Here is a 26,002-nt window from a genome sequence, read left to right on the forward strand (position 1 = left end):
TCATGCGCATCTTCACCGCCTCGCTGGCGACCGAAACCAATACGTTCTCGCCGGTGCCAACAGACCGCGCCTCGTTTGAGATGGCGTTTTATGCTGGCCCCGGCCAGCATCCCGAGACGCCGACGCTGTGCTCGTCGCCGATGGTTGTGCTGCGCAAGCGTGCGGCCGACGAAGGGCTGACGGTGATCGAAGGTACCGCGACCTGGGCTGAGCCGGGCGGGCTGGTGCAGCGGCAGACCTTCGAGGCGCTGCGTGATGAGATCCTCGACCAGCTCCGGGCTGCCATGCCTGTCGATGCCGTCATCCTCGGCCTGCATGGTGCGATGGTGGCGCAGGGTTATGACGACTGCGAGGGCGACCTGCTCACCCGCGTCCGTGAGATCGTCGGACCCGACGTCGTGGTCGCTTCGGAGTTCGACCCACACAGCCACCTGACGCCGAAACGCGTCGCCGCCTGCAACGTGCTCGCGGCCTTCCTCGAGTTTCCGCACACCGATTTCTACGAGCGCGGCGAGCACGTCGTCGAGCTTGGGCTGGCCGCTGCACGCGGCGAGATCAAGCCAATCATCTCAACCTTCGACTGCCGCATGATCACCGTGCTGCCGACCAGCCGCGAGCCAATGCGCTCCTTCGTCGACCGCATCAAGGCGCTGCACGGCAAGGATGGCATCTTGTCGGTGTCGGTGATCCACGGCTTCATGGGCTCCGACGTGCCGGAGATGGGCTCGCGCATCGTCGTCGTCACGGACAATGACAAGGCCAAGGGCGATGCGCTCGCCGGACAGCTCGGCCGCGAGCTCTATGCCATGCGCGAAAAGACGGCGATGCATATGGTCGACACCGACGAAGGCATCGACCGGGCGCTTGCGGCGCACGCGGCCAATCCGGCCAAGCCCGCCGTCATTGCCGACGTCTGGGACAATCCCGGCGGTGGGGTCGCCGGTGACGGCACATTTGTCTTGCGAAGGATGCTGGAGCGCGGCCTCGACAAGGTCGGCGTCGCGACCATCTGGGACCCGATCGCGGTGACCTTCTGCCATGCCGCCGGCGAGGGTGCTGTGATCGACCTGCGCTTCGGCGGTAAGGCTGGACCTCAGGCCGGCGAGCCGATCGACGCCAGGGTTCAGGTTCTGAAGGCAGTCGAGGAAGGTTGGCAGAGCTTTGGCCCTAGCCGCGTGACGCTCGGGCAGACAGCCCTCGTCCGCATTCTGGGCACCGAGGTCGATGTCATCCTCAACACCAACCGGACGCAGACCTTCGAGCCCGACATCTTTTCCAATCTTGGCATCGAACTGGCGAGCAAGGACATTCTGCTCGTCAAGTCGACCAACCATTTCTATGCCGGCTTCGCGCCGGTGGCAGCCGAGATCATCTATGTCGATGCGCCGAGCTCATACCCGAGCAATCCGCGCGTCACCAACTACACCAAGCTGACCCGACCGGTCTGGCCGCGGGTCAGCGATCCCTGGGCGTAAGAGGCAAGGCTCGCGGCCTCGCCCAACTTGTCACGTTGCGGGCCGGAAGGGCTTGGCCAGCGAGGCCGGGAAATGCAGCGCCAGCATCTGGCGGTTCTGCGAGATGATGACCAGCACGATGATCGTCGCCAGATAGGGCAAGGCGGAGAGCAGTTCCGAGGGCACCGCGATGCCGAGCGCCTGGCCCTGCAGCTGCAGGATGGTCATGCCGCCGAACAGCCAGGCGCCGAGCAGCACGCGTAGCGGCCGCCAGGTAGCGAAGACAACCAGCGCCAGCGAAATCCAGCCCTTGCCGGCGGTCATGTTCTCGACCCACAGCGGCGTATAGGCGACCGACAGATAGGCACCGGCAAGACCGGCCATCAGCCCCCCGAACAGCACGGCCAGATAGCGGATCCTGATTACCTTGTAGCCGATCGCATGCGCAGTCTCCGGTGACTCGCCGATGGTGCGCAGCACCAGCCCGCCCTTGGTGCGGTACAAGAACCAGCTGATGACGAAGAACATGAGAATGGCGAAATAGACCATCGGATCGAAGCGGAAGAACATCGGCCCGATCACCGGGATTTCCGAGAGATAGGGGATGGACATCTTGTTCAGCGCGTCGATGGGTGCCGAGCCGAAATTGCGGCCGAGGAAGGCCGAAACGCCGGAACCGAAGATGGCGAGTGCCAGGCCGGCGGCATACTGGTTGGTCAGGAAGGTCAGCGCCAATACGCCAAACAGCAGCGACGCTGCGGCCCCGCCCAGCGCGCCGGCGATGATGGCGACAGGCATCGGCAGCCCGGCGATCACCGCCCAGAAGGCGAAGGCGGCGCCCATCAGCATCATGCCTTCGATGCCGAGATTGAGAACACCTGATTTTTCCACGACAAGTTCGCCAAGGGCAGCGAAGATCAGCGGTGTTGCGGCAATGATGGTGCCGGTGAAAATGGCGATGAACAAGTCCATCAGGCGTGCTCCGGAATGCGGCGAAGCCGGTAGAAAATGAAAAAGTCAGCGGCAAGTAAAAAGAACAGCAATATGCCCTGGAAGATGCGAGTTAGCGCAGCTGACAGGCCAAGATTCATTTGCACTGCTTCGCCGCCCAAGAAAAGCAGCGACATCAACAATCCACCGAGCACGATGCCGAAGGCGTTGAGCCGGCCAATGAAAGCAACGATGATCGCCGCAAAGCCGTAGCCTGGCGAAATCTGCGGTGACAATTGCCCAAGCGGTCCCGCGACCTCGGCCATGCCGGCGATGCCGGCAGCGGCACCACCTGCCAGCAGGCCAATCCAGACGGCTGAGGATTCGCGGAAGCCGGCGTATCGTGCCGCCAAGGGAGCTGCACCGCTGACCGACATCTTGTAGCCGAGGAAGCTGCGATCGGTGAACAGCCACATCAGGAACACCGCGACCACGGTGATGAAGATCGAGGCATTCAGGCGGTAGGCATAATCGAAGGGCGTAAACATCGCCGCGGCCGACAGAAGTGCCGTTTGCGGATAGTTGAACCCGGCTGGATCACGCCAGGGCCCGTGCACCAGCCACGACAACACGAGTGCTGCGATATAGGTCAGCATCAGCGTGACCAGGATCTCGTTGGTGTTCATCCGCGCCCTGAGGAACGCTGGGATGGCGGCCCAGGCCATGCCGCCAGCTGCGCCCGCTACAAACATCAGCGGCAAAAGCAGCGGGCTGTCGGGATTGGGATAAAACAGGCCGACGCCGCAGGCGGCAATCGCGCCGATCACCAACTGCCCCTCGGCACCGATGTTCCAGACATTGGCGCGGAAGCCGACAGCTAGGCCGCAAGCGATGAGGATCAGCGGCGAAGCCTTGAGCAGCAACTCGGAGATGCCGTTGACCGAGTTGAGCGGGGCGATGAAGAAGGCTTGCAGTGTCGCCAGCGGATCATAGCCGAGTGCTGCAAACAACAGCGAGCCAACGAGCAGTGTGAGGCCAGTCGCGATGACCGGTGCGGCCACCCGCATTCTGGCGGATGGCTCCGGTCTTTGTTCAATCCTGAATCGCAACTTCGCCCCTCCCGTTGGTGCTGTTGCCACGGTCAGTCCTGGTCATCAGCAGGCCGATCTCCTCGCGGTTGGTCTTGGTTCGGATCAGCGGCGGCGAGACCTGGCCTTGGCAGATGACGAGCAGCCGATCACAAATCTCAAACAGCTCGTCGAGTTCTTCGGAGATCACCAGCACGGCTGCGCCCGACCTGCTCAGATCGACCAGCGTCTGGCGGATGAAGGCGGCGGCACCGACATCGACACCCCAGGTCGGCTGGGCGACCAGAAACAGCTTGGGTTCGAGCGCGATCTCGCGGCCGACGATGAATTTTTGCAGATTGCCGCCCGACAGGCTCTGCGCGCTCGACTGTGGGCCATTGGCCTTGACCTTGAAGCGCTCGATGATCCTTGCCGCGAAGCTGTTTGCTCTGCCGCGATCGACGAGGCCGTTGCGGACGAGCCCGGAACGATGGGCCGTGAGCACGGCATTTTCCCACAATGCATGGGGCGGGACCGCCCCGCGCCCCAGCCGCTCCTCGGGTACGAAGGCCATGCCGAGCTTGCGCCGTTCGCTGGCATTGAGATGGGCGGCCGCCTTGCCGCCGATCTGGATAGAGAGTGCGTTGCCGTGCGTACGCTCGCCGCTGAGTAGCGAGATCAGCTCCGCCTGGCCGTTGCCCGAGACACCGGCAAGGCCGACGATTTCGCCACCGTGCACCTCAAACGAAACGTTCTTGAGCTCAACGCCATATTTGTCGCGGGCAGGGGCAGAGAGCCCGCGGACCTCAAGCACTGGCTTTTCGCTCGGCACCGAGGGGCTGACATGCATCTCGGGTAGCTCGGCGCCGACCATCATGCGGGCGAGTTCAAGCGAGGTGCTTTCCTTGGGTCTTGCGGTGCCCGTCACCTTGCCGTTGCGCAGCACGGTCGCGGTGTCACAAAGCTCCTGCACCTCATCGAGCTTGTGGCTGATGTAGACGATCGAGCAGCCTTCGCTCGCAAGCTGGCGCAAGGTTTCGAACAGCTTGACCACCGCTTGCGGCGTCAAAACAGAGGTCGGCTCGTCGAGGATCAGAAGCTTCGGCGCCTGCAGCAGGCAGCGCACGATCTCGACGCGCTGGCGCTCGCCGACGGAGAGGTCGTGAACGCGCCGGTACGGGTCGATCGGCATGCCGTAGCGCGCCGAGAGTTCGGTGATCTGGCGAGCGAGCGCGTCGAGGTCGAAATTGCTCGACACCGCAAGCGCGATGTTTTCGACCACGGTGACGGATTCAAACAGCGCGAAATGCTGGTAGACCATCTCGATGCCGAGCGCGCGCGAGGTGGCCGGCGTGTGCGCGGCGATCGGCTTGCCGTCGCAGATGATCTCGCCGGAATCAGCCTGCCCCGCACCGTAGATGATCTTCATCAATGTCGATTTGCCAGCGCCATTCTCGCCGAGCACGGCGTGGATTTCGCCGGGCATGATCGACATCGAGATGCTGTCATTGGCAATGATGCCGGGATAACTCTTGGTGATATTGCGCAGTTCGAGGCGCGGGGTCATGGGCCGGTCCTGCCGTATGGGTTGGACGACGCGCAGCCATAGACCACCGGAGCGACGCTTGCGCCCCGGCGGCCTTGCTTGCGATGGGCGAAGATCAGCCGAGCTTGCCGATCATTCCCTTGACGAACCAGTTCATGCCGCGAATGTCGGCATCGGCCAATACAGTACCGGCCGCGACCTTGACGTTGCCATCCTGGTCCTTCAGCTCCCCGGCATATGGGTGAACCTTGCCCGAGCCGATGTCGGCCTCGAGCTGCTTGAGCTTGGCAATGACGTCCGCCGGGATCGCTTCGTTATAGGGCGCCATCTTGACCACGCCGCCGGCTAGGCCGTCCCAACGCGCTTCGGGTTTCCAGGTGCCGGCAGCCACAGCCTTGGCGGCGCCGACATAGTCGCTCGACCAGTCGAGCGTGAAGGCGGTGAGCTGCTTGCCCGAGCCGAACTTGGCCATGTCGCTGGCGTAGCCGATCGACCATGCGCCGCCTTCACCCGCAACCTGCACGCCGGTTGCGGTGTCGGTCATCGAGCAGATGACGTCGCAGCCCTGCGAGATCAGCGTGTTGGCTGCTTCCTTTTCCTTGCCCGGATCGAACCAGGAGTTGAGGAAGATGGCATTGCAGGTAGCCTCGGGATTGACGCTCTGCGCGCCCAGTAGAAGCGCATTCGCCGGGCCAACGATGTCGGGGATCGGGAAGCCGCCGATGAAGCCGATCTTGCCGCCCTTGCTCATATGTGCGCCAGCGGCGCCGGCAACGAAGGTGCCTTCGTAATATTTGGCCTCGAAGGTGCCGAGATTGGCGAGGTGCACGATGCCGGAGCAATGCTCGAAGGCGATCTTGGGGAAGCGCGGTGCCACCTTCTGCATCGGGGTGCCGTGCGAGAAGCTGGTGCCGAATATCAACTGGTTGCCGGAAGCAGCGAGTTCGCGGAAGACGCGTTCGGCATCCTGCGGCATGAAGATATTGTCGATGACTGTGATGGCGACCTTGTCGCCGAATTCACTCTTGATCGCGTCGACGCCGAGGCTGTGCTGCTTTGTCCAGCCGATGTCGGCGATTGGTGAAACGTAGACGACGCCTATCTTGAGCGGCTCCTGGGCGCTGGCAAGGCCGGCCCATCCGCTGGTGCCGAGTGCCGCGCCCGCCGCACCTGAATACTGAAGGAACTGTCGTCTGGTCAGATTGAACATGCTGGTAACCCTCTGTTGGTTTGATAGCCGCCCGGCTTTTCGTCGGGTCTATTTAGAGGCGTGGACGTGGGTGTGCGCCCCCGTTTTGTCGTTATCTCCCGCCTTTTTTCGCGGTGCCGCTTTAGGAGCCGCGCCGGTCTTGCCGTCGAGATAGGGTTCGAGCGCTTCGCGCGGCGAAAGCTCGGGAAATACCTGCCGGTCCATGATGTAGCCCCGCACGACGGACCGGTGATGCGTATCGATCAGTTCCATCGCCTGCTTGAGCCGGCCCTTTTCGAGCAGGTCGATCACGCGCGCATGGTCGTCGAGCAGATTGCAATAGTCGAAGTCGGCAGTGATCAGCGAACGCAGCAGCGTCGTGCGGCGCACCAGCTGGGCGTGGATTTCCTGCATCACCTTGTTGCGGCTGAGGCGGACGAAAGCTGTATGGAATTCCTGGCCGAGCACGTCGGCAAGCGCGTCGTTGCCTGCTGCCACCGCTTGGCGCTGACGCTCGACATGCTGGCGCAGCTCGGCCCAACCGGCAGGCCCGAGGCGGTCGCTGAGCTGGGCGGCCACGCCCTGCTCGACCAGCGTCAGTGCGTCGTAGATTTCCAGCGCTTCTTGCGTGCTGGGCCGAGCGACGAAGGCGCCGCGATTGCGCTCTATCTGGGCGAGCCCGTCATCGGCGAGACGGATCAGCGCCTGGCGCACGACGATGCGGCTGACGTCGAAAATCTCGGCCAGTTCGCGTTCGCCGAGCTTGCAGCCGGGCACCAGCCGGTGATCGATGATCGCCCGGGTCAAAATGTCGGCAATGGCCTGCGAGCGACTGCTCATGGCAATTTCCTCCCCCGCCAGCGCCTTTGGCTTGCTCGGCGTTCACATCAGGCGTTGGCAGCACCGGATGTGCTGCATATCCCGAGTTGCGAATGCCATATCGGTAGTCAATCGAATCAAGCTGTCAATCAAGAATCGGCCTTTGACATGCAATTTTCCATTGATTGATATCCAATCCTGTGGTTCCAATAATGGCATAACAGAGCTAGGTTCACGGGGAAGTGCTAGCCAGGGAGGGTGCGATGAGCATAGCTGCCCTTTGTAGCGACAGAGTCCTTCTCAACGATTGGCACGTGATTGCCGACCTGACGAATCTGGCGGCGGACGAACCGTTCCAGACACGGCTTCTCGGCGTCGGTCTCACTGTCCATTGCCGTGGCAACAAGGAAGTGGTGCGCAACGACACCGGTGCCGTCGTCAACTCGACCAAGCGCTATGGCTTTCTGTGGGCCTGCCTTGGCAAACCGGAACGTGAGATAGTCTTTGTGCCGGAGGCCGAAGAAGCCGACCGTTTCCTCGTCACCGGCGGGTCGATCGCGGTCAAGGTTTCGGGCTTGCGTGCCGTCGAGAACTTTCTCGACATGGGGCACTTTCCCTTCGTCCACACAGGTTGGCTCGGCGATGAACCGCACACGGAAGTGGTGCCTTACAAGGTCGATATCACCGACGCCGACGAAGTGCTGGCGACAGAGTGCAAGTTCTACCAGCCGGTGGCTTCGCCGACAGCCAAGGAAGGTTTCGTCGTCGACTATATCTACAAGGTGATCCGCCCCTATACGGTCGCGCTCTACAAGAGCAATCCGGTTGATAAGGAGCGGCTCGACGTCATCACCTTGTTCGTCCAGCCGGTCGACGAGGAGAATTGCGTCGCGCATCCCTTCCTCTGCTACCTCAGGGAAGGCATAGAAGAAGCGTCGATCCGCAGCTTCATGCAGCTGATCTTCGCCCAGGACAAGCCGATCCTGGAGAACCAGCTGCCCAAGCGGCTGCCGCTCGATCCGCGCGCCGAAACGCCGATCCGCGCCGACGCGGTGTCGGTCTCTTATCGGCGCTGGTTGCGCGACCGCGCGGTTTCATACGGCGCGATCCCGGCGCGGCTCTGACGTTTGACAGCCGCGCCAGTCACGAAGGAAGAACGAGAAACATGACGCAGACGAGATGCACGGATCAGGTGATCCTCGACCTTTGGCACCCGCTTGCCGCCCTCGTCGAGGTACCTGTGGGTGTGGTGGTCGACACCGTCCTGCTCGAAGAACGTCTCAGCCTGGCAGTTGACGGCGACGGCAACGCCGCTGTGTGGCGCTCGCGTCCGGAATTGGCAGTAGACGGTCCGGTCGACATCGCAAAGTTCGACGGCACGCTGCCGGTCAAGCTTGCCTATGGTTATATCTGGACCTCGCTGGGCAACCCGCCGGCAGACATTTTCCCGATCCCTGAATATGCCGAACCCGACCGCCGCAGGCTCAACGCCGCAACCCTTGGGGTCAATGTCTCGGCCCCGCGTGCGATCGAAAACTTCCTCGACATGGGGCATTTCCCTTATGTCCATACCGACATTCTGGGTGTCGAGCCTCATACTGAGGTGAAGGAGTACGACGTCGAGATTTCGGTCGACCGCGACGAGATTTTGGCGACCCGCTGCCGCTTCTACCAACCGATGGCCTCGATCGCCTCGGATGGCGGCGCCGACGTCGACTACATCTACCGCGTGCCGCATCCCTATTGTTCGGTGCTCTACAAGTCGAGCCCGCTCGACGAAAGCCGGCTCGACGTGATTGCCGTGTTCCTGCAGCCGATCGACCAGGAGCATATCCGCGCGCACATGATGTTGTGCGTGCTGGACGAGGACAATGAAGACAAGGTGATCAAGCGCTTCCAGCAGACCATCTTCGGCCAGGACAAGCCGATCCTGGAGAACCAGTTTCCCAAGCGCCTGCCACTCGATCCACGCGCTGAGACCCCCATTCGTGCCGACAAGTCGGCCATCGCCTACCGCCGGTGGCTGAGCCAGAAGGGCGTGACCTACGGGGTCATCCCGGCCGCCACCTGAGCACCGAGACAAGACAAGAATTCGCGAGGAACATATGCTCGACCTAGCCAAAACCAGATGGCATCCGATTGCCGCGGCGCATGACCTGCCGTTTCGTCATGTCTTCCACGGCCAGTTGCTTGGGCGCGAATTCGCCGTGTGGCGTGCCGACGACGGCTACGTCAACATCTGGGAGAACCGCTGCCTGCATCGCGGCGTGCGGCTCTCGATCGGCATCAATGACGGTCGCGAGCTCAAGTGCCAGTATCATGGCTGGCGCTATTCGAACCGCACCGCCGGCTGCACCTATATCCCGGCGCACCCGGCCGACGCACCGGCACGCACCATCACCAACCGCACCTTTGCCGCCGTCGAACGCTACGGCCTGGTCTGGTCGGCGGAAGAGGCGCAAGGCGAGGTGCCCGACGTGGCAGGGCTCGCCGAAGGCAAGCTTTTGGCGCTGCGCAGCATTCCGGTCAATGCGCCGGCGGACGTGGTGGCGGCCAAGCTGAAGGGTTATCGCTTCCAGCCGAGCGCCGCGCTCGACGGTTCGGCGGCCAGCGTTGTCGTCGAAGCTTCCAACGCCTTTTCGGTAGCTCTGCGGGCCAGCGAAGGTGAGGCCAGCACGCTCGCCGTGTTCTTTGTCCAGCCGGTCGATTCCAACCGCTCGGTCATCCGCGGCGTGCTCGACAGCCAGCTTGAAGGTGCTCAGCGTCTTGCCGTGCTGCGCCATCACAACGAACTTCTTTCCGGCCTGCGTGTGGCAGTAGAGGCCGAAGCGGCGCGGCAGCCTGCGCCGGCGCCGCTGGAGCCGATCATCGAGCGTGTCTCGCCTGAACTCGCCGAGATGCCGGAAGAGACCAAGCACGGCCGCAAGGCGACGATCCGTGTCCAGGTGGCGAGAAAGTGGCAGGCAGCCGACGGCATTGCCGCCTTCGAGCTTCGGCCGATCAAGGGGCTGCTGCCGACCTTCCAGCCCGGCGCCCATATCGACGTGCATCTGCCCAACGGTCTCATCCGGCAATATTCGATCACCAATGGCCCCGGCGAGAGCGATAGCTACGTCATCGGGGTCAAGCTCGAGCGCGACTCCAAGGGCGGTTCGACCTGCCTGCACGAGACGGTGCGCGAAGGCGACGTCCTGGCGATCTCTGAACCGCGCAACAACTTCCCCCTACGCCGCGATGCCATCCAGACCATTTTTGTCGCCGGCGGCATCGGCATCACGCCGCTTCTCGCCATGGCTCAGGCACTCAACAACCAGAGCCTTGGCCACGAGCTGCACTACTTTGCCCAGAACGAAGCGCAGCTAGCATTCCCTGAAAAGACCGGCACGCTTGGCTCTTCGCTCAAGCCGCATCTCGGTCTTTCGCCCGAGCAGACCGGCGCCAAGCTGCGGGAGATCCTGACCGGCTACCGCCCGGACAAGCATGTCTATCTCTGCGGTCCCGGCCCGATGCTTGAGGCGGCACGCCATATCGCTGCCGAGATGGGGTGGCCCGAGACGGCGGTGCATTTCGAATACTTCAAGAACACCAATGTCATCGACGACAGCTCAAGCTTCGAGGTGGCACTTGCCCGCTCCTGCATGACGCTGACCGTGCCGGCCGGCAAGACGATACTCGAGGTGATGCGCGATGCCAGCATCGACATGCCCTCGTCCTGCGAACAGGGCGCTTGCGGCACCTGCCTTGCCACCGTCATCGAAGGCGAGCCGGACCATCAGGACGTCTATCTCAACGATGCCGAGCGCATGTCCGGCACCAAGATCATGACCTGCGTGTCGCGTGCCAAGTCGGCGCGGCTTGTCCTCGATCTCTAGGAGTTTGCCCAGTGATTACGCTCTATGACTACGAACTGTCGGGCAACTGCTACAAGCTGCGCCTGCTGATGGGCATGCTCGGCGTCGACTACAAGACGGTGCCGATCGACTTCTATCCCGGTCGCGAGCACAAGTCGGAATGGTTCCTCAAGATCAATCCGCTGGGGCAGTTGCCGGTCATTGATGACGACGGCCTCATCCTGCGCGACGCCCAGGCGATCCTTGTCTACCTCGCCTCGAAATATGACGCTTCGGGCACTTGGTATCCGCGCGACAACCCGGCGCTTCTCGGCGAGATCAGCCAGTGGCTGGCATTTGCCGATGGCATCACCTCGACATCGTCTGCCGCGCGCCTGCATGACGCGCTGTTTTACGACTTCGATATTGACGCGGCACGGGCCGGCGCGCATCGGCTGTTCCGCATCTTCGACGAGCATTTGTGGTTCGGCGAGCAGGAGGGGCGCGACTGGATCTGCTCGGCAAGACAGCCGACGGTCGCCGACATTGCCTGCTTCCCCTACATCATGCTGTCGGAAGAAGGCGGTATATCAAGACAGGACTATCCGGCAATCCGCCGCTGGTGCGATCGTGTCAAACGCATCAAGGGTTTTACCGTCATGTCGGGGATATTCCCGGCAGGGCCTGCCAAGGCGGCTTGAATAGTCGCCGACACGTTTCGTTTGGTCCAAGGTTGCGAGTGTCATGCCCGACCGCTATGCCCGGGGCGAGATTGTTTGACGAGAAGGCAGAGCTGATGAAGACCATTTCCACGTCCAAGTCGCATGGCGGTGTCCAGGGCGTTTATTCACATGCTTCCGAGGCCTGCGCCTGCGACATGACCTTTGCCGTCTTCGTGCCGCCGCAAGCCAAGGACGGCCCGGTGCCGGTGCTTTGGTATCTCTCGGGCCTGACCTGCACGCATGCCAATGTCATGGACAAGGGCGAGTATCGGCGCCTAGCGGCCGAACTCGGCCTGATCGTGGTCTGCCCCGACACCAGCCCGCGCGGCGAAGGCATTCCGGACGAGAAGGACAACTGGCAGTTCGGCTCAGGCGCCGGCTTCTACGTCGACGCGACGCAGGAGCCGTTCGCCAAGAATTACCGCATGTATTCCTATGTCACCGAGGAGCTGCCTGTATTGATCGCGGCCAACTTCCCCGCCGACATGTCGCGCCAGGCGATCTTTGGCCATTCGATGGGCGGCCATGGCGCGCTGACCATCGCGTTAAAGAACCCCGAGCGCTTCAAGAGCTGCTCGGCTTTCGCGCCGATCGCCCAGCCCAGCACGGCAGGCTGGTCGAAGCCGGCGCTGGAGAAATATCTTGGCACCGAGGAAAAATCCTGGCGCGCCTATGACACGACGCTGCTGATCGAGGACGGCAAGCGTTTCCCGGAATTCCTGGTCGACCAGGGTTCGGCCGACGGTTTTCTGCAGGAAGGCCTGCGGCCATGGCTGCTCGACGAAGCTTGCAAGAAGGCGGGCATCGGGCTCACTTTGCGCATGCAGTATGGCTACGACCACTCCTACAACTTCATCTCGACGTTCATGGATGATCACCTGAGGTGGCACGCTGCGCGGCTTGGCTGAGGGCCGAAAGTCGCTCTCACGGCTTTGACGCAAGCAGCTTGGCGAAGACATGGCGCTTCGCCTTGCTGATGCTGATCTCCAGCGTTTCATATTGTGCCAGATGTGCCGATATCGCGCTTGCGAGCATGCAGCCGGTGCCGCGCATGGCGACCGCGATGCGCGACGCGTCGAACCGGATGGGCTCCCGTCCCCGCAAGAACAGCAGGTCGGTGGCTGCCGCTCCCGTTGCGTGGCCGCCCTTGACGAGAATAGCCAGTGCGCCCGCGTCGAACAGTTTTTCGGCTTGCCTGACGATGTCGTTTTCACCCGTGGCGAGGGAGAGGCCGCTGAGCAGCGCCAGTTCGGGCAGGTTGGGTGTAACCAGCGTGCAAAGCGGAAACAGTTTGCGCTTGAGCGTGTTGACGGCGTCTTCGTCGAGTAACTGACGTCCCGAGGTCGAGGCGAGCACGGGGTCGAGCACGACGGGCACCGGCAGGTTGCTCGCCAGTACCGAGGCGACGGCATCTATGGTCGCCGCCGTTCCTAGCATGCCGATCTTGACCGCCGCGACGGGGTTCGCGGCGAAGGCCGCGCGCATTTGGTCGGCCACGAGGTCGGACGGCATCTGTTCGACCCGCTCAACGGCATCATGCGTCTGGACCGTCACGGCGGTGAGGGCGACACAGCTACGCAGGCCGAAGGCCGATACGGTCTCGACATCGCGGACGAGTCCGGCGCCACCGCTCGAATCCGAGCCGGCAACGATGAGCACATGCGGGGTCATCGCCATGCGGCCGTCGCGGCCAGCCATTCGCGTGTCCGCCCTTCGGGATCGGCATTGCGGGTGATGTCGGTAACCACCGCAGCGCTGTCGGCGCCCTGCGCGAAGACGCCTGGGATGCGCTCGATGTTGAGGCCGCCGATGGCGACCAGCGGCAGGTCGCCAACGCGGCGCTTCCACTTGGCAATGGGGTCGAGGCCCTGTGGCGCCCATTTCATGGCTTTCAGGATGGTCGGATAAATCGGTCCGAGCGCGATATAGTCGGGTTCGACTGCGAGCGCTGTTTCGAGCTCGGCGGGATCGTGCGTGCTGAGGCCGAGCTTCAGTCCGGCCTTGCGGATCGCCTTGAGGTCGGCGTCGGCAAGGTCCTCCTGGCCGAGATGGACAAAATCACAAGCTTCCTCGATGGCCTTTTCCCAGTAGTCGTTGACGATCAACTGGCAGCCATGGCGCTCGCAGACTGCTTTCGAGGTGCGGATTTCGCGGCGCAGTTCGGGCGCGCCCATATCCTTGATGCGCAACTGAACCAACTTGACGCCTGATGGCACCAGCCGCTCGATCCAGGCGGCGGAATCGACGATGAGATAGAACGGGTCGAGCTTCATGAGAATGCTGCCATGCCGATGACGGGAGTGGAAGGAACGGCCATGTCGCGCGGTTCGAGCGGGCCTGCGAGAAATGCCTCATGGCCAGCTTGGACCGCCTTGCCAAAGGCTGCGGCCATGGCGACGGGATCGCCTGACTTGGCGACGGCGGTGTTGAGCAGCACGGCGTCGTAACCCAGCTCCATGACGGCTGCCGCATGTGACGGTCGGCCGATGCCGGCGTCGACGATCAGCGGCAGGTTGGGAAAGTGTCCGCGCAGGCTGCGCAGCGCATCAAGATTTTGCGGGCCACGAGCGGAGCCGATCGGCGCGCACCATGGCATCAAAAGCTTGCAGCCGGCATCGACAAGGCGTTCGGCGACGACCAGATCGTCGGTCGTGTAGGGGAAGATTTCGAAGCCATCCGACGCGAGAATCTTCGCTGCTTCGACGAGGCCGAACACGTCTGGCTGCAGCGTGTCGTGGTTGCCGATGACCTCGAGCTTGATCCAGTTGGTGGCGAACACTTCGCGCGCCATTTTTGCCGTCGTCACTGCTTCCTTGACCGAATGACAGCCGGCGGTGTTGGGCAGGACGCGCACGCCGAGCGACTGGATCAGCGACCAGAATTTCTGGCCCGCCCGTCCGCCCGAAGTCTCGCGACGCAGCGAAACGGTCACAATGTCGGTTCGCGAGGCTTTCACCGCATCGGCCATCACAGCGGGCGAGGGGTAGAGTGCCGTGCCGAGCAAGAGGCGCGATGAGACTTCAGTGTCGTAGAGCTTCAGCATGATCAGCCACCCTTCATCGGAGAGAGAATTTCGATGCGGTCGCCTTCGGAGAGTCCGCAACCGTTGCGCTCTTGTGCCGGCACGACCTCGCCGTTGAGCGCGGTGGCGAGCCAGCCACCCTCGTAGTCGAGTTCGGCCAGCAGCGCGGCGAGGGTTGCGGCGGCCACCTCGTGGTTTTCGCCGTTAATGATGAGCTTCATCGACAAGCTCCTTGCTGGCTTGGTGACCGAGCATGATGTCGGCCGCCTGCCGGGCCATGGCAGGCGAGAGCAAGAAGCCGTGGCGATAGAGGCCGTTGATGCTGAGCCTGTTGCCGTCATGCTCGATGCGCGGAAGATTGTCCGGATATGCCGGGCGGACACCGACGCACGCCTCGACGATCTCAGCTTCGCCGAAGGCCGGGTGCAGCGCATAGGCGGCGTTGAGCAGTTCCATCATCGAACGTGCGGTGATCGGGCCGGCGGCATCGCTTTCGATCATCGTTGCGCCGACCATGAAATGATTATTGGCGCGCGRCACGATGTAGACCGGGATGCGCGGATGCAGCAGGCGCACAGGCCGGGACAGCGAGACGTCCGTGGTGCGCAGCAACAGCATTTCGCCGCGCACGCCGCGAAGCTCTGGGTGCTTCGCCGCCATACCGGTACAATCGACCTCGAGGTCTACGGTGCCAGGCGTCTGCGTCGCACCGTAGCCGAACGCGAAATGCACGCCCATCCGGGTCAGCTTTTCCTTGAGGCCGAGCAATGCTTGGCGCGGATCGAGATGCGCTTCCTCTGCAAAGAACAGCCCACGCGAAAACCGACCTGCCAAGTCTGGTTCGAGCGCAGCGATGGCATCGCCGTCGACTAAGACATGGCCAGAGGTTCGACTGCTAAAACGGTCGAGTTCGGCGGTGTCACGCGCCGGCGCCAGCACTAGCGTACCGTTGCGCACGACATGGCCAGGCAGGGCGGCGTCCCACCAGTCCGCCGCCTGCCTGCCCAAGGTCAGTACGGTTACTTCGGCGCTCTCGCGCTCGCACCATGGCGCCAGCATGCCGCCGGCTTGCCATGAGGCATTGCCGGCGATCTGACGTCGCTGCTCGACGACCGTGACGCTTGTACCGCGCGACGCCAGCTCATGGGCGAGCGTCAGGCCGGTGACGCCCGCGCCGCGGATGAGCACCTTCATGGCTGGCCTGCTGCCTCCGTTCCTTCGACCGCCATATAGAGGTCGCCGCCATCGCGGAATTTCTCCGCCATCGCCGCCATGCCGGCGGCGCGCGCCTCGTTGCGGATGTCGTGCGAAATCCGCATCGAGCAGAATTTCGGCCCGCACATCGAGCAGAAATGCGCCACCTTGTGTGCTTCCTTGGGCAAGGTCGCATCGTGGAAGGATCGGGCCGTGTCGGGGTCGAGCGACAGGTTGAACTGGTCTTCCCAGCGGAACTCGAAGCGTGCCCGCGACAGCGCGTCGTCCCTGACCTTGGACGCAGGATGACCCTTGGCGAGATCGGCGGCATGGGCCGCGATCTTGTAGGTGATGACGCCGACCTTGACGTCGTCGCGGTCGGGCAGGCCGAGATGCTCCTTGGGGGTGACGTAGCAAAGCATGGCCGTGCCGAACCAGCCGATCATCGCCGCACCTATGCCCGAGGTGATGTGGTCGTAGCCGGGCGCGATGTCGGTGGTCAAAGGCCCAAGCGTGTAGAAGGGGGCTTCGCCGCAGACTTCCAACTGCTTGTCCATGTTTTCCTTGATCTTGTGCATCGGCACATGGCCGGGGCCTTCGATCATCACCTGGCAGTCCTTGGCCCAGGCGATCTGGGTCAGCTCGCCAAGCGTTTCCAGTTCGGCGAACTGGGCTGCGTCGTTGGCGTCGGCAATCGAGCCGGGGCGCAGGCCGTCACCGAGCGAGAAGGCGACGTCATAGGTGCGGCAGATGTCGCAGATTTCCTCGAAATGCTCGTAGAGGAAGCTTTCCTTGTGGTGATGCAGGCACCACTTGGCCATGATTGAGCCGCCGCGCGAGACGATGCCGGTGACCCGGTCGACGGTCAGATGGATATAGGGCAGCCGCACGCCGGCATGGATGGTGAAATAGTCGACGCCCTGTTCGGCCTGCTCGATCAGCGTGTCGCGGTAGATTTCCCAGGTCAGGTCCTCGGCAACGCCGCTGACCTTTTCCAGCGCCTGGTAGAGCGGCACAGTGCCGATCGGCACCGGTGAATTGCGGATGATCCAGTCGCGGATGTTGTGGATGTTGCGGCCCGTCGACAGGTCCATCACCGTGTCGGCGCCCCAGCGGATCGACCACACCATCTTTTCGACCTCTTCGGCCATCGACGAGGTCACAGCCGAGTTGCCGATATTGGCGTTGATCTTGACCAGGAAATTGCGGCCGATGATCATCGGCTCGCTCTCTGGATGGTTGATGTTGGAGGGGATGATCGCCCTTCCACGCGCAACTTCTTCGCGGACGAATTCAGGTGTGACGAAGTCGGGAATGACAGCGCCAAAGCTCTCGCCGTCGCGCTTCATCTTCTCGCGCAACTGCTCGCGGCCGAGGTTTTCGCGGATGGCGACGAACTCCATCTCCGGCGTGATGATGCCGGCGCGGGCATAGGCAATCTGGGTGACTGCGCGTCCGCCGGTGGCGCGCAGCGGCTTGTTGCGGACAGGGAACTCCGGCGTCAGCCTTTCGCCCGAGACAAAGCCGTTGTCCTCGGCTTTCACGGTGCGGCCGTCGTAACGTTCGACGTCGCCGCGGGCGACGATCCAATCCTCGCGCAGCCTGGCCAGGCCGCCCTCGATATTGGTTGTCACAGTCGCGTCGGTGTAGGGACCCGACGAATCATAGACCGTGACGGGCGGCTCCATGGCGGTCGGGTGCACCGAGATTTCGCGCATCGGCACGCGGATGCCGGGGTGGATGAGACCTGGTTTGTGGACCTTTTTCGAGGCGGGCAGTGCGCCTGTTGTGACGGTCGGGGTCAGGGCATTCATGGTGAGCCTCCTTGCTCTGATGCAACGGAGACCCAGTTCGTGCGATGAGGAGGAGGTGAGACCTTGCCTGAGGGACTTCGAGCGTTTGCTCGAATGCCGATGCCGGAAGAAGCCGACCCGCGAAGCCTCGCACCGTCCCTACGCCAGTGTGAACTGGATCAGGTTCAACGGGTCACTGCGCTGCGCGAGCTAGCAGTATCTCAGCCCCTTGTCGGGACCCCCCTGGTGAGCCTTAAGGATGAGCGCGGAACGGGCCTTCTGTCAACCGGGCTTTCGATATTGTCGCGACAATGCCAAACTCACCGCGGACGGCCATTGCGGTTTTCAAAGCGTTGGGATAATAGGTCAGCGTTACTGACATAAATTGTCTGCCGCGCAGGGAGGACCAGTTGGCCTGCGCGCGAGACAGGAGGAACATCCGTGACGGACAATCCCTCGCCACTCAAGTTCCACGTGCCCGAGCCCGAGGTTCGGCCGGGCGGGACGCCCGACTTTTCCAACGTGCCGATTCCCAAGGCCGGATCGGTCATGCGACCGGAGGTTGATGTCGATCCGCGCAACATCCGTGATCTCGCTTATTCGATCATCCGGGTGCTTAACCGCGAAGGTGATGCTGTCGGGCCCTGGGCCGGCACGCTGACCGACGAGGAACAGCTCGAAGGCCTGCGCCACATGGTGACGCTGCGTACTTTCGATGCGCGCATGCAGATGGCGCAACGCCAGGGCAAGACCTCGTTTTACATGCAGCATATGGGCGAGGAGGCGGTGAGCTGCGCCTTCCGCAAGGCGCTCAATCCCGGCGACATGAACTTCCCGACCTACCGCCAGGCCGGCCTGCTGATCGCGGGCGGCTACCCGATGGTCGAGATGATGAACCAGATCTATTCAAACGAGCGTGACCCGCTGAAGGGCCGTCAGCTGCCGGTGATGTATGCCTCGAAGGAGCACGGCTTCTTTTCGATCTCGGGCAATTTGACGACGCAGTACATCCAGGCCGTCGGCTGGGCGATGGCCTCGGCGATCAAGGGTGACACCAAGATCGCAGTCGGCTGGGTCGGCGACGGTGCGACGGCGGAAAGCGATTTCCACGCAGCGCTCGTCTTCGCATCGACCTACAAGGCACCCGTCGTGCTCAACATCGTCAACAACCAGTGGGCGATCTCGACCTTCCAGGGCATCGCCCGCGGCGGCTCCGGCACCTTTGCCGCGCGCGGCCTTGGTTTCGGCATTGCGGCGCTGCGCGTCGACGGCAACGACTATCTCGCCGTCCATGCCGTGGCCAAATGGGCGACCGAACGCGCGCGGCGCAACCTCGGCCCGACGCTTGTCGAATATGTCACCTACCGTGTCGGCGCGCACTCGACCTCCGACGATCCGTCCGCCTATCGGCCCAAGACCGAGTCCGACGCCTGGCCGCTCGGCGACCCGGTGATCAGGCTCAAGAACCATCTGATCAAGCGCGGTCTGTGGTCGGACGAGCGCCACAAGCAGGCCGAGGCTGAGATCCTCGAAACCGTCATATCAGCGCAGAAGGAAGCGGAAAGCCACGGCACCTTGCATGCCGGCGGTAAGCCGTCGACACGCGACATGTTCGAGGGTGTCTATGCCGAGATGCCGCCGCATCTCAGGCGCCAGCGCCAGAAGGCGGGGGTATAAGCCATGCCGCGCATGACAATGATCGAAGCCATCCGCAGCGCCATGGACGTTGCCATGGGGCGCGATGACGATGTCGTGGTCTTCGGCGAGGACGTCGGCTATTTCGGCGGTGTTTTCCGCTGCACGCAAGGCCTCCAGCAGAAATACGGTCGTTCGCGTTGTTTCGACGCGCCGATCAGCGAATTGGGCATTGTCGGTGCCGCCATCGGCATGGCCGCCTACGGGCTCAAGCCATGCGTCGAGGTGCAGTTCGCCGACTACGTCTATCCAGCATATGACCAGATCGTTTCGGAAGCGGCACGATTGCGCTACCGATCCAATGGCGAGTTCACCTGTCCGATCGTCGTGCGCATGCCGACCGGCGGCGGCATCTTTGGCGGACAAACCCACAGCCAGAGCCCCGAGGCGCTTTTCACCCACGTTTCAGGTCTCAAGGTGGTGGTTCCGTCCAATCCGCTCGATGCCAAGGGCCTGCTGATCGCTTCCATCGAAGATCCGGATCCGGTGATCTTTCTGGAGCCGAAACGATTATACAACGGCCCCTTCGACGGCCATCACGACCGGCCGGTCACGGCATGGTCGAAGCACGAACTGGGCGAGGTGCCCGATGGGCACTACACCACGCCACTCGGCAGGGCGGAGATCCGCCGGCCGGGCTCTGATGTGACTGTGCTGGCCTATGGCACCATGGTCTATGTCGCCCAGGCGGCTGCCGAGGAAACCGGCATCGACGCCGAGGTCATCGACTTGCGCACGCTGTTGCCGCTCGATCTCGACACCATAGTCGCCTCGGTCAAGAAGACCCGCCGCTGCGTCATCGTCCATGAAGCGACATTGACCTCCGGCTTCGGTGCCGAACTTGCAGCGCTTGTGCAGGAGCACTGCTTCTACCACCTCGAAGCGCCGATCGCGCGCGTCACCGGCTGGGATACGCCTTATCCGCATGCGCAGGAGTGGGACTATTTCCCCGGTCCGAAGCGTGTCGGGCAGGCGCTGATTGAAACGATGGAGGCCTGAGCATGGGCGAACATGTCATCAAGCTTCCCGACGTCGGCGAAGGCGTGGCCGAAGCCGAGCTGGTCGAATGGCACGTCAAGGTCGGCGACCTTGTCCGCGAGGACGCAGTGCTTGCTGCCGTCATGACCGACAAGGCGACGGTCGAGATCCCGTCGCCGGTCGATGGCGAGATCAGCTGGCTTGGCGCCGAAATCGGCGACACCGTCGCTGTCGGCTCGCCGATCGTGCGGATCAAGGTGGCCGGCGATGCGCCAGCTGACACGGCGCCTGCCAAAGCACCCGCTCCGGCCGAGCGCGAGGGCAAGGATGTTGCGCCAACTGTCGCCGCGGAAACCGCTTCTGAGCCGGCTAAGAAAGTCGAATCAACACCCGCTGTGAAGGCTCCCACACCGGCCGCTGCACTCAAGCCAATGCCGCAAGCGACCGTTGGCCTGCCCCGACCGGAAGGCGAACGGCCCATTGCTTCGCCCGCTGTCCGCCTGCGCGCCAAGGAAGCCGGCATCGATCTGCGTCAGGTCCCAGGAACTGGTCCCGCTGGCCGGGTCACGCATGAAGACCTCGACGCTTTCGCCTCGCGCGGCGCACAGCCGGCAGCAACTGGCTTGGAGGCCAAGACCGGGGTCGAGGAGATCAAGATCGTCGGCCTGCGCCGCCGCATCGCCGAGAAGATGTCGCTGGCCAAGTCGCGCATTCCCCACATCACCTATGTCGAGGAAATCGACGTCACGGCACTGGAGGAACTGCGTACCAAGCTCAACGCGTCGAAAAAGCCGGACAGGCCGAAGCTGACGCTGTTGCCATTCCTGATGCGGGCGCTGGTCAAGGCGGTTGCCGAGCAACCGCAGCTCAATGCGCTGTTCGACGACGATGCCGGCGTCGTCATGCGCCATGCCGGCGTGCATATCGGCATGGCCGCGCAGACGCCGGGCGGGCTCGTTGTTCCCGTGATCAAGCATGCCGAAGCGCGCGACCTGTGGGACTGCGCCGCCGAGGTCAATCGCCTTGCCGATGCCGCCAAGGCAGGCACGGCGACGCGAGAGGAACTGACCGGCTCGACCATCACCATCACCTCGCTGGGCGCGATGGGCGGCGTCGCCACCACGCCTGTCATCAACTACCCAGAGGTGGCGATCGTCGGCGTCAACAAGATCATGGTGCGGCCGATGTGGGACGGCACCCAGTTCATACCGCGCAAGATGATGAACATCTCCTCCAGCTTCGACCATCGCGTCATCGACGGCTGGGACGCGGCGGTCTTCGTCCAGCGCATCAAGGCGCTGCTCGAAGCGCCGGCAATGATCTTCATGGAAGGCTGAGGCGATGAAGGAAATTTCCTGCAAGCTTCTCATCATCGGCGCCGGCCCCGGCGGCTACATCTGCGCCATCCGCGCCGGCCAGCTCGGCATCGACACGGTGATCGTCGAAGCGGCCAAGCCGGGCGGCACCTGCCTCAATGTCGGCTGCATCCCCTCCAAGGCGATGATCCATGCAGCGGATGAGTATCTCAAGGTCTCCGAGATGGCTGGAGGCACCAGTCCGTTCGGCATCAGCGTATCGGCGCCGGTGCTCGACCTTGCCAAGACCGTCGCCTGGAAGGATCGTATCGTTGGCCGCTTGACCAGCGGCGTGGCTGGGCTGCTCAAGAAGGCCAGGGTCAAGTCGGTGCAGGGCTGGGCGCGCTTTCGTGACGGCAAGACCGTCGAGGTCGACACCGAGACCGGCTTGCAGGTGATCCGCGCTGAAATCATCGTCATTGCCACCGGTTCCGCGCCGGTCGAACTGCCGTTCCTGCCCTTCGGTGGGCAGGTGATTTCGTCAACCGAGGCTCTGGCACTCAAGCACGTGCCGGCTGAGCTTGCCGTTGTCGGCGGTGGCTATATCGGGCTGGAGCTCGGCACTGCCTTTGCCAAGCTGGGCTCAAAGGTGACCGTCGTGGAAGCCTTGCCGCGCATCCTGCCGCAATATGACGCCGAACTGACGCGGCCCGTCGCCAAGCGCCTGGAAGCGCTCGGCGTCAAGGTGATGACGGGTGCAAAGGCCAAGGGGCTCAGCGCCAAGGGCGATGCGCTTCTGGTCGAGGCAGCCGATGGCAGCGAGCAGAAGATCGCGGCCGACAAGGTGCTTGTCACCGTGGGCCGCAAGCCGCTTGTCGAAGGCTGGGGGCTGGAGGAGATCGACCTCGATCGCGACGGCCGTTTCATCCGCATCGACGAACAGTGCCGCACCTCGATGCGCGGCATCTACGCTATCGGCGACGTCACCGGCGAGCCGATGCTGGCGCACCGTGCCATGGCGCAGGGCGAAATGGTCGCCGAGATCGTCGCTGGCCACAAAAGAAGCTGGGACAAGCGCTCGATCCCCGCTGTCTGCTTCACCGATCCAGAGATCGTCACTGCAGGCTTGTCGCCCGACGAAGCAAAAAACCTCGGTATCGAGATCAAGTCATCGCAGTTCCCGTTTTCGGCCAATGGCCGGGCGATGACGCTGGCGAGCGAGGACGGCTTCGTGCGCATCGTTGCGCGCGCTGACAACCATCTGGTGCTCGGTATCCAGGCGGTCGGCGCTGGCGTTTCGGAGCTGTCAGCGGCCTTCAGCCTGGCCATCGAGATGGGCGCACGGCTGGAGGATATCGCCGGCACCATCCATGCCCATCCAACTCAGAGCGAGGCTTTCCTTGAGGCCTCTTTGCGCACGCTTGGCCATGCGCTGCATATCTAATCTGTGACGCGGCCCTGCGCCGCGTCACCTCGTGCCTTGCCGTGGCGTGCCGCTTAGGCTAACAAGCCCACGCACTGGACGACCAGTGCCTTGAACGCTCGGGGACGGCCCCATCCAAAAGATGGCGCCAATAATTGCTACCCCGACCGAAACTCATCTCAAAAATCGCGAAAAAGCTGCGGAACCGCTTTTGGCGGACCGTAGGCACGCTTGGTCAATTTTGGCTTCCGGATATGGCTCCGGTGCGCGCGCTTTCGCATCAGCAATCGAACCGACCGGAGAGGCACTGTGGCCGGACCAATAGAACAATTTGAAATCAAGCCGATTTTCACCCTCTTCGAGTTTGCGGGGCAGGAATTCGCTTTCACCAACTCCGCCGCTTATATGGTGGGGGCAGTGGTGTTCGGCGGGTTGTTCCTCATGCTTTCGACGAGCGGTCGAGCGCTGGTGCCCTCCCGCCTGCAGTCGATCACCGAACTGATCTACGAGTTCGTGTCAAAGACGCTGCGCGACAATGCGGGCGAGAGCGGCATGAAGTTCTTTCCGCTCGTCTTTTCGCTGTTTGTCTTCATCCTGATCGCCAATCTCGCGGGCTTGTTCCCCTACGCGTTCACGGTCACCAGCCACATCATCGTGACCTTCGCTTTCGCCATGCTGGTGTTCGGTACGGTCACGATCTACGGCATCTGGAAGAACGGCCTCGGCTTTTTCCGCCTGTTCATGCCCTCCGGTGTGCCGCTGCTCTTGTCGCCGATCATCGTGCCGATCGAGATCGTCTCCTATATCTCGCGCCCGATCAGCCATTCGGTGCGTCTGTTCGCCGTCATGCTCGCCGGCCACATCACGCTCAAGGTCTTCGCCGGTTTCGTGGTCAGCCTCGGCAGCATGGGAACCCTCGGCATCTTCGCCGCCATCCTGCCGCTGACGATGACGGTCGCGCTCACCGGGCTCGAACTTCTGATGGCGGTGATCCAGGCCTACATCTTCACCATGCTGACCTGCATGTATCTGAACGACGCGCTGCACCCCGGCCATTGATCAGGCACAAGTCACTTGAAAACAAAAACCCCGGCGTAAAGCCGGGGTTGATGGATTGGCGGCTGTCGGCCGATCTCGATTCTCAGTCGCGCGGCGGCCAGACCTTGTCGCTCATGCCCATCTTGGGTTCGCCCAGCAGCGGTGTCTTCAGCGCATAGACGCCGTCGATCGCAAACAGCCAGATGATATTGCGGTCATATTCGGTGAACACCGCAAAGCTCGCATTGTCGTAAGTGTAATCCGGCATCTCCTTGTCTGTCGGGAAACGCGGAACGAAATAGCCGGCGATCTTGGGATCGGCGGGGTTCTTGACGTCGAAGAGCTGCAGACCGGCATTGTAGAAGGCATATGGCGCGAGCCCGTCGCGGCCATGGCCCGGCTGGTGCGTGGTGCCCGAGCGCTTCGGCCCAAAACTGCCCTTGCGCTGGCAGAAATCGGTGAAGTTCGCGTCCTTGGGCGGTGTCGGCCGCGGCAAGGTCGCCACGATCTCCGGCTTGGCCGGATCCTTGGCGTTGATCACCAGCACATCCTTGTAGGGCTCGTAGCAGTTCGAGTTCATCGGATAGCCGTTGGCGAAGACATAACCGGTGCGGGCGTACTGGGAGGTGTCGACATTGTCGAACTCGGTGCCTGCGAAGCTCGGCGCAATGCCGACATGCCCCTTCATCTCAGGGTTGTCGGGGTTGGTCAGGTCGAAGGTGTAAAGGCCAAGCCCGCCCATGGCGCCGAAGGCGATCTTGCCGCCCTTTTCCACCGGCGTCGGCAGGAATGGCGGCATGCGCGAGCCCATCCACGAGGTGCGGTTGCCGGCGCGCGGGTTCATCAGGTAGGCGTTCTCGCTCGCCTTGTCGCCGACCACCTGGCCCGGCACCTTGACCTGGCTGACGAACACCGGATTGGCCGGGTCCGACATGTCCCAAACCTGGTAGCCCGGCGAGTGCAGATAGTCGGGGTATTCAGTCAGCGCGTAGGAATCGTCGGGTGCGGCCGACAGATACATGTATTTGCCGCCGAACCATGCGGGTGCGTCGAGCGAGCCCGAGCCCTGCTGCTGGCCGATCGGCGCGTCCGGGTTCTTGGTGTCGGTGGTGCGGGTCGCGATCAGTTTCCAGTCGCTCGGCAGCGGGCCGTTCATCTCATAGACCTTGAAGCCCTTTAGTGAATTGTATTTGCGCAGCGATTCGACGATGTCGGGCTGGGTGCGCTTGTTGTCGAGAATGCCGAAGCGGCCGATTTCGTAGGAAGCGACGACGACATTCTTCTGGAGCTTCTCGCTCCAGGCCATGGTGATGCCGCCGAAATAGTCCTGGACCGTCTTGGCGTCCCAATCCTCGCTGGAGCCTTCCGGCCCCCACACGCCGCCCTTGGAATAGACGACAGTAGCCTTGGCCGCGTCGGTGATGTCGAGCACGCGCATGTAGTCACGATCGTGCACATACATGTAGCGCTTGCCGTTAAAGTCGGCGACATCAGGCCAGGCGTGCCAGGGCGAGCTGACATGCGGATAAAACGCGATCTCCTCGACATTTTGGCTGTAGGTCTTGTCGTCCCAACCTTCCAGCTGGCCGGGGAAATTGGGCGCTTCGCCCAAGGGCGTGGCGCGGGGTGCCACGAACGTGCCGGTGGCCGCGTCCATGCCAAAATCCTTGCCCGGTACGGGTGCTGGCGGCGCCTTGTCGTAGGTCAGGTCATGCCACTGCTTGAGATAGGGATCGGTGATGTTGATCTCGGTCGGCACCTTGGATTCCCAGTCTTCGGCGGCAGCCATGCCGACCGCCAGCGCCAGGAATGAGCAGCTGATCGCAATCATCTTAGGTGTCATGATGTCTTGCCCTCCCGATTGACGCTATTTGGCTGCCGGCCCGCGTTCCTCGCATCGGGCCGATGGCAGCTTGGTCAGTTGAGGGAAGTTCGGTCAGTCAGAGAAGTGAATTCTTCGCATCCTGATATGATGATCTGGCATAGCAGGTGGCGTTGGCATGGCAC

General features: G+C 62.8%; 23 protein-coding genes and 1 riboswitch. Of the genes, 11 read left to right on the plus strand and 12 right to left on the minus strand.

Annotation, left to right across the window (positions count from 1 at the left end):
- The first annotated feature begins 2 nt into the window (after positions 1 to 2).
- Positions 3 to 1,475: a M81 family metallopeptidase gene (locus AC1DWF_RS10465; protein WP_476788408.1), complete on the plus strand. Its 1,473-nt coding sequence runs from the start codon at positions 3 to 5 to the stop codon at positions 1,473 to 1,475.
- A gap of 30 nt (positions 1,476 to 1,505) precedes the next feature.
- Here AC1DWF_RS10465 and AC1DWF_RS10470 read toward each other — a convergent pair whose 3' ends face one another.
- The 5 genes from AC1DWF_RS10470 to AC1DWF_RS10490 all read right to left on the minus strand — a co-directional run bounded on the left by AC1DWF_RS10470 (position 1,506) and on the right by AC1DWF_RS10490 (position 7,026).
- Complete coding sequence (locus AC1DWF_RS10470; RefSeq protein WP_476783617.1) at positions 1,506 to 2,426, minus strand: ABC transporter permease; 921 nt, start codon at positions 2,424 to 2,426, stop codon at positions 1,506 to 1,508.
- Positions 2,426 to 3,493, minus strand: a complete 1,068-nt coding sequence (locus AC1DWF_RS10475) for an ABC transporter permease (RefSeq protein WP_476783616.1) — start codon at positions 3,491 to 3,493, stop codon at positions 2,426 to 2,428. The genes AC1DWF_RS10470 and AC1DWF_RS10475 overlap by 1 nt, the downstream gene beginning before the upstream one ends.
- Positions 3,477 to 5,018, minus strand: a complete 1,542-nt coding sequence (locus AC1DWF_RS10480) for an ABC transporter ATP-binding protein (protein WP_476804476.1) — start codon at positions 5,016 to 5,018, stop codon at positions 3,477 to 3,479. Before AC1DWF_RS10480 ends, AC1DWF_RS10475 begins: the two co-directional genes overlap by 17 nt.
- 94 nt (positions 5,019 to 5,112) lie before the next feature.
- Positions 5,113 to 6,207 (minus strand): BMP family ABC transporter substrate-binding protein, encoded by a 1,095-nt coding sequence (locus AC1DWF_RS10485; RefSeq protein ID WP_476783614.1) that lies wholly within the window; start codon positions 6,205 to 6,207, stop codon positions 5,113 to 5,115.
- A 48-nt stretch (positions 6,208 to 6,255) separates the two neighbouring features.
- The gene (locus tag AC1DWF_RS10490) at positions 6,256 to 7,026 is read right to left on the minus strand and encodes a GntR family transcriptional regulator (RefSeq protein WP_476783613.1); all 771 of its coding nucleotides are present in this window, start codon (positions 7,024 to 7,026) and stop codon (positions 6,256 to 6,258) included.
- Between the two features lie 242 nt (positions 7,027 to 7,268).
- On the opposite strand from AC1DWF_RS10490, the gene AC1DWF_RS10495 reads away from it, so the two are divergent.
- The 5 genes from AC1DWF_RS10495 (at position 7,269) to fghA (ending at position 12,465) form a co-directional block, all read left to right on the plus strand.
- On the plus strand, positions 7,269 to 8,129 hold the full coding sequence (locus AC1DWF_RS10495; RefSeq protein ID WP_476783612.1) for an aromatic ring-hydroxylating dioxygenase subunit alpha: 861 nt from the start codon (positions 7,269 to 7,271) through the stop codon (positions 8,127 to 8,129).
- A 41-nt stretch (positions 8,130 to 8,170) separates the two neighbouring features.
- The gene (locus tag AC1DWF_RS10500) at positions 8,171 to 9,076 is read left to right on the plus strand and encodes an aromatic ring-hydroxylating dioxygenase subunit alpha (protein ID WP_476783611.1); all 906 of its coding nucleotides are present in this window, start codon (positions 8,171 to 8,173) and stop codon (positions 9,074 to 9,076) included.
- 34 nt (positions 9,077 to 9,110) lie between these two features.
- On the plus strand, positions 9,111 to 10,877 hold the full coding sequence (locus tag AC1DWF_RS10505) for a PDR/VanB family oxidoreductase (RefSeq protein WP_476788406.1): 1,767 nt from the start codon (positions 9,111 to 9,113) through the stop codon (positions 10,875 to 10,877).
- Between the two features lie 11 nt (positions 10,878 to 10,888).
- A complete protein-coding gene (locus AC1DWF_RS10510) occupies positions 10,889 to 11,536 on the plus strand; it encodes a glutathione S-transferase family protein (RefSeq protein ID WP_476781995.1) in 648 nt (215 codons plus the stop codon).
- 95 nt (positions 11,537 to 11,631) lie between these two features.
- Positions 11,632 to 12,465: an S-formylglutathione hydrolase gene (gene fghA, locus AC1DWF_RS10515; protein ID WP_476781996.1), complete on the plus strand. Its 834-nt coding sequence runs from the start codon at positions 11,632 to 11,634 to the stop codon at positions 12,463 to 12,465.
- Positions 12,466 to 12,481: 16 nt separating this feature from the next.
- Here the strand turns inward: fghA and AC1DWF_RS10520 are convergent, their stop codons facing one another.
- From AC1DWF_RS10520 to thiC, 6 genes are read right to left on the minus strand one after another with little or no spacing between them, the layout of a single operon-like run.
- Complete coding sequence (locus AC1DWF_RS10520) at positions 12,482 to 13,255, minus strand: hydroxymethylpyrimidine/phosphomethylpyrimidine kinase (protein ID WP_476781997.1); 774 nt, start codon at positions 13,253 to 13,255, stop codon at positions 12,482 to 12,484.
- Complete coding sequence (locus AC1DWF_RS10525; RefSeq protein WP_476781998.1) at positions 13,225 to 13,830, minus strand: thiamine phosphate synthase; 606 nt, start codon at positions 13,828 to 13,830, stop codon at positions 13,225 to 13,227. The genes AC1DWF_RS10520 and AC1DWF_RS10525 overlap by 31 nt, the downstream gene beginning before the upstream one ends.
- The gene (locus tag AC1DWF_RS10530) at positions 13,827 to 14,600 is read right to left on the minus strand and encodes a thiazole synthase (protein WP_476781999.1); all 774 of its coding nucleotides are present in this window, start codon (positions 14,598 to 14,600) and stop codon (positions 13,827 to 13,829) included. Before AC1DWF_RS10530 ends, AC1DWF_RS10525 begins: the two co-directional genes overlap by 4 nt.
- Positions 14,601 to 14,602: 2 nt before the next feature.
- On the minus strand, positions 14,603 to 14,800 hold the full coding sequence (gene thiS, locus AC1DWF_RS10535) for a sulfur carrier protein ThiS (RefSeq protein ID WP_476782000.1): 198 nt from the start codon (positions 14,798 to 14,800) through the stop codon (positions 14,603 to 14,605).
- Entirely contained in the window at positions 14,784 to 15,773 is a 990-nt protein-coding gene (gene thiO / locus AC1DWF_RS10540) for a glycine oxidase ThiO (protein WP_476841662.1), read from the minus strand. Before thiO ends, thiS begins: the two co-directional genes overlap by 17 nt.
- Positions 15,770 to 17,587, minus strand: a complete 1,818-nt coding sequence (gene thiC, locus AC1DWF_RS10545) for a phosphomethylpyrimidine synthase ThiC (RefSeq protein WP_476782002.1) — start codon at positions 17,585 to 17,587, stop codon at positions 15,770 to 15,772. The genes thiO and thiC overlap by 4 nt, the downstream gene beginning before the upstream one ends.
- 117 nt (positions 17,588 to 17,704) lie before the next feature.
- Positions 17,705 to 17,821: riboswitch (TPP riboswitch) on the minus strand.
- 186 nt (positions 17,822 to 18,007) lie between these two features.
- Here thiC and AC1DWF_RS10550 point away from each other — a divergent pair.
- From AC1DWF_RS10550 to AC1DWF_RS10570, 5 genes are all read left to right on the plus strand, one after another.
- A complete protein-coding gene (locus tag AC1DWF_RS10550; RefSeq protein ID WP_476782003.1) occupies positions 18,008 to 19,243 on the plus strand; it encodes a thiamine pyrophosphate-dependent enzyme in 1,236 nt (411 codons plus the stop codon).
- 3 nt (positions 19,244 to 19,246) lie between these two features.
- Positions 19,247 to 20,260, plus strand: coding sequence for an alpha-ketoacid dehydrogenase subunit beta (locus AC1DWF_RS10555; RefSeq protein ID WP_476782004.1), 1,014 nt, complete (start codon positions 19,247 to 19,249; stop codon positions 20,258 to 20,260).
- Positions 20,261 to 20,262: 2 nt separating this feature from the next.
- On the plus strand, positions 20,263 to 21,576 hold the full coding sequence (locus AC1DWF_RS10560) for a dihydrolipoamide acetyltransferase family protein (protein WP_476782005.1): 1,314 nt from the start codon (positions 20,263 to 20,265) through the stop codon (positions 21,574 to 21,576).
- 4 nt (positions 21,577 to 21,580) lie between these two features.
- Entirely contained in the window at positions 21,581 to 22,978 is a 1,398-nt protein-coding gene (lpdA, locus tag AC1DWF_RS10565) for a dihydrolipoyl dehydrogenase (RefSeq protein ID WP_476782006.1), read from the plus strand.
- Positions 22,979 to 23,266: 288 nt separating this feature from the next.
- Positions 23,267 to 24,016 carry a F0F1 ATP synthase subunit A gene (locus AC1DWF_RS10570; RefSeq protein ID WP_476782007.1) on the plus strand — a complete coding sequence of 250 codons (750 nt, stop codon included), beginning with the start codon at positions 23,267 to 23,269 and terminating at the stop codon, positions 24,014 to 24,016.
- 82 nt (positions 24,017 to 24,098) lie between these two features.
- On the opposite strand, the gene AC1DWF_RS10575 is transcribed toward AC1DWF_RS10570, so the two are convergent.
- Complete coding sequence (locus tag AC1DWF_RS10575) at positions 24,099 to 25,838, minus strand: LVIVD repeat-containing protein (RefSeq protein ID WP_476782008.1); 1,740 nt, start codon at positions 25,836 to 25,838, stop codon at positions 24,099 to 24,101.
- Between the last annotated feature and the right edge of the window lie 164 nt (positions 25,839 to 26,002).

It is taken from the genome of Aminobacter sp. P4_D5 (assembly GCF_056401815.1).

Coding starts and splice junctions, on each gene's coding strand:
- fghA (WP_476781996.1), top strand. CDS start 11,632: ATGAAGACCATTTCCACGTCCAAGTCGCATGGCGGTGTCCAGGGCGTT.
- AC1DWF_RS10490 (WP_476783613.1), bottom strand. CDS start 7,026: ATGAGCAGTCGCTCGCAGGCCATTGCCGACATTTTGACCCGGGCGATC.
- AC1DWF_RS10495 (WP_476783612.1), top strand. CDS start 7,269: ATGAGCATAGCTGCCCTTTGTAGCGACAGAGTCCTTCTCAACGATTGG.
- AC1DWF_RS10555 (WP_476782004.1), top strand. CDS start 19,247: ATGCCGCGCATGACAATGATCGAAGCCATCCGCAGCGCCATGGACGTT.
- AC1DWF_RS10560 (WP_476782005.1), top strand. CDS start 20,263: ATGGGCGAACATGTCATCAAGCTTCCCGACGTCGGCGAAGGCGTGGCC.
- thiC (WP_476782002.1), bottom strand. CDS start 17,587: ATGAATGCCCTGACCCCGACCGTCACAACAGGCGCACTGCCCGCCTCG.
- AC1DWF_RS10520 (WP_476781997.1), bottom strand. CDS start 13,255: ATGGCTGGCCGCGACGGCCGCATGGCGATGACCCCGCATGTGCTCATC.
- AC1DWF_RS10480 (WP_476804476.1), bottom strand. CDS start 5,018: ATGACCCCGCGCCTCGAACTGCGCAATATCACCAAGAGTTATCCCGGC.
- AC1DWF_RS10470 (WP_476783617.1), bottom strand. CDS start 2,426: ATGGACTTGTTCATCGCCATTTTCACCGGCACCATCATTGCCGCAACA.
- AC1DWF_RS10575 (WP_476782008.1), bottom strand. CDS start 25,838: ATGACACCTAAGATGATTGCGATCAGCTGCTCATTCCTGGCGCTGGCG.
- AC1DWF_RS10505 (WP_476788406.1), top strand. CDS start 9,111: ATGCTCGACCTAGCCAAAACCAGATGGCATCCGATTGCCGCGGCGCAT.
- AC1DWF_RS10530 (WP_476781999.1), bottom strand. CDS start 14,600: ATGCTGAAGCTCTACGACACTGAAGTCTCATCGCGCCTCTTGCTCGGC.
- AC1DWF_RS10500 (WP_476783611.1), top strand. CDS start 8,171: ATGACGCAGACGAGATGCACGGATCAGGTGATCCTCGACCTTTGGCAC.
- AC1DWF_RS10525 (WP_476781998.1), bottom strand. CDS start 13,830: ATGAAGCTCGACCCGTTCTATCTCATCGTCGATTCCGCCGCCTGGATC.
- AC1DWF_RS10465 (WP_476788408.1), top strand. CDS start 3: ATGCGCATCTTCACCGCCTCGCTGGCGACCGAAACCAATACGTTCTCG.
- AC1DWF_RS10485 (WP_476783614.1), bottom strand. CDS start 6,207: ATGTTCAATCTGACCAGACGACAGTTCCTTCAGTATTCAGGTGCGGCG.
- thiS (WP_476782000.1), bottom strand. CDS start 14,800: ATGAAGCTCATCATTAACGGCGAAAACCACGAGGTGGCCGCCGCAACC.
- lpdA (WP_476782006.1), top strand. CDS start 21,581: ATGAAGGAAATTTCCTGCAAGCTTCTCATCATCGGCGCCGGCCCCGGC.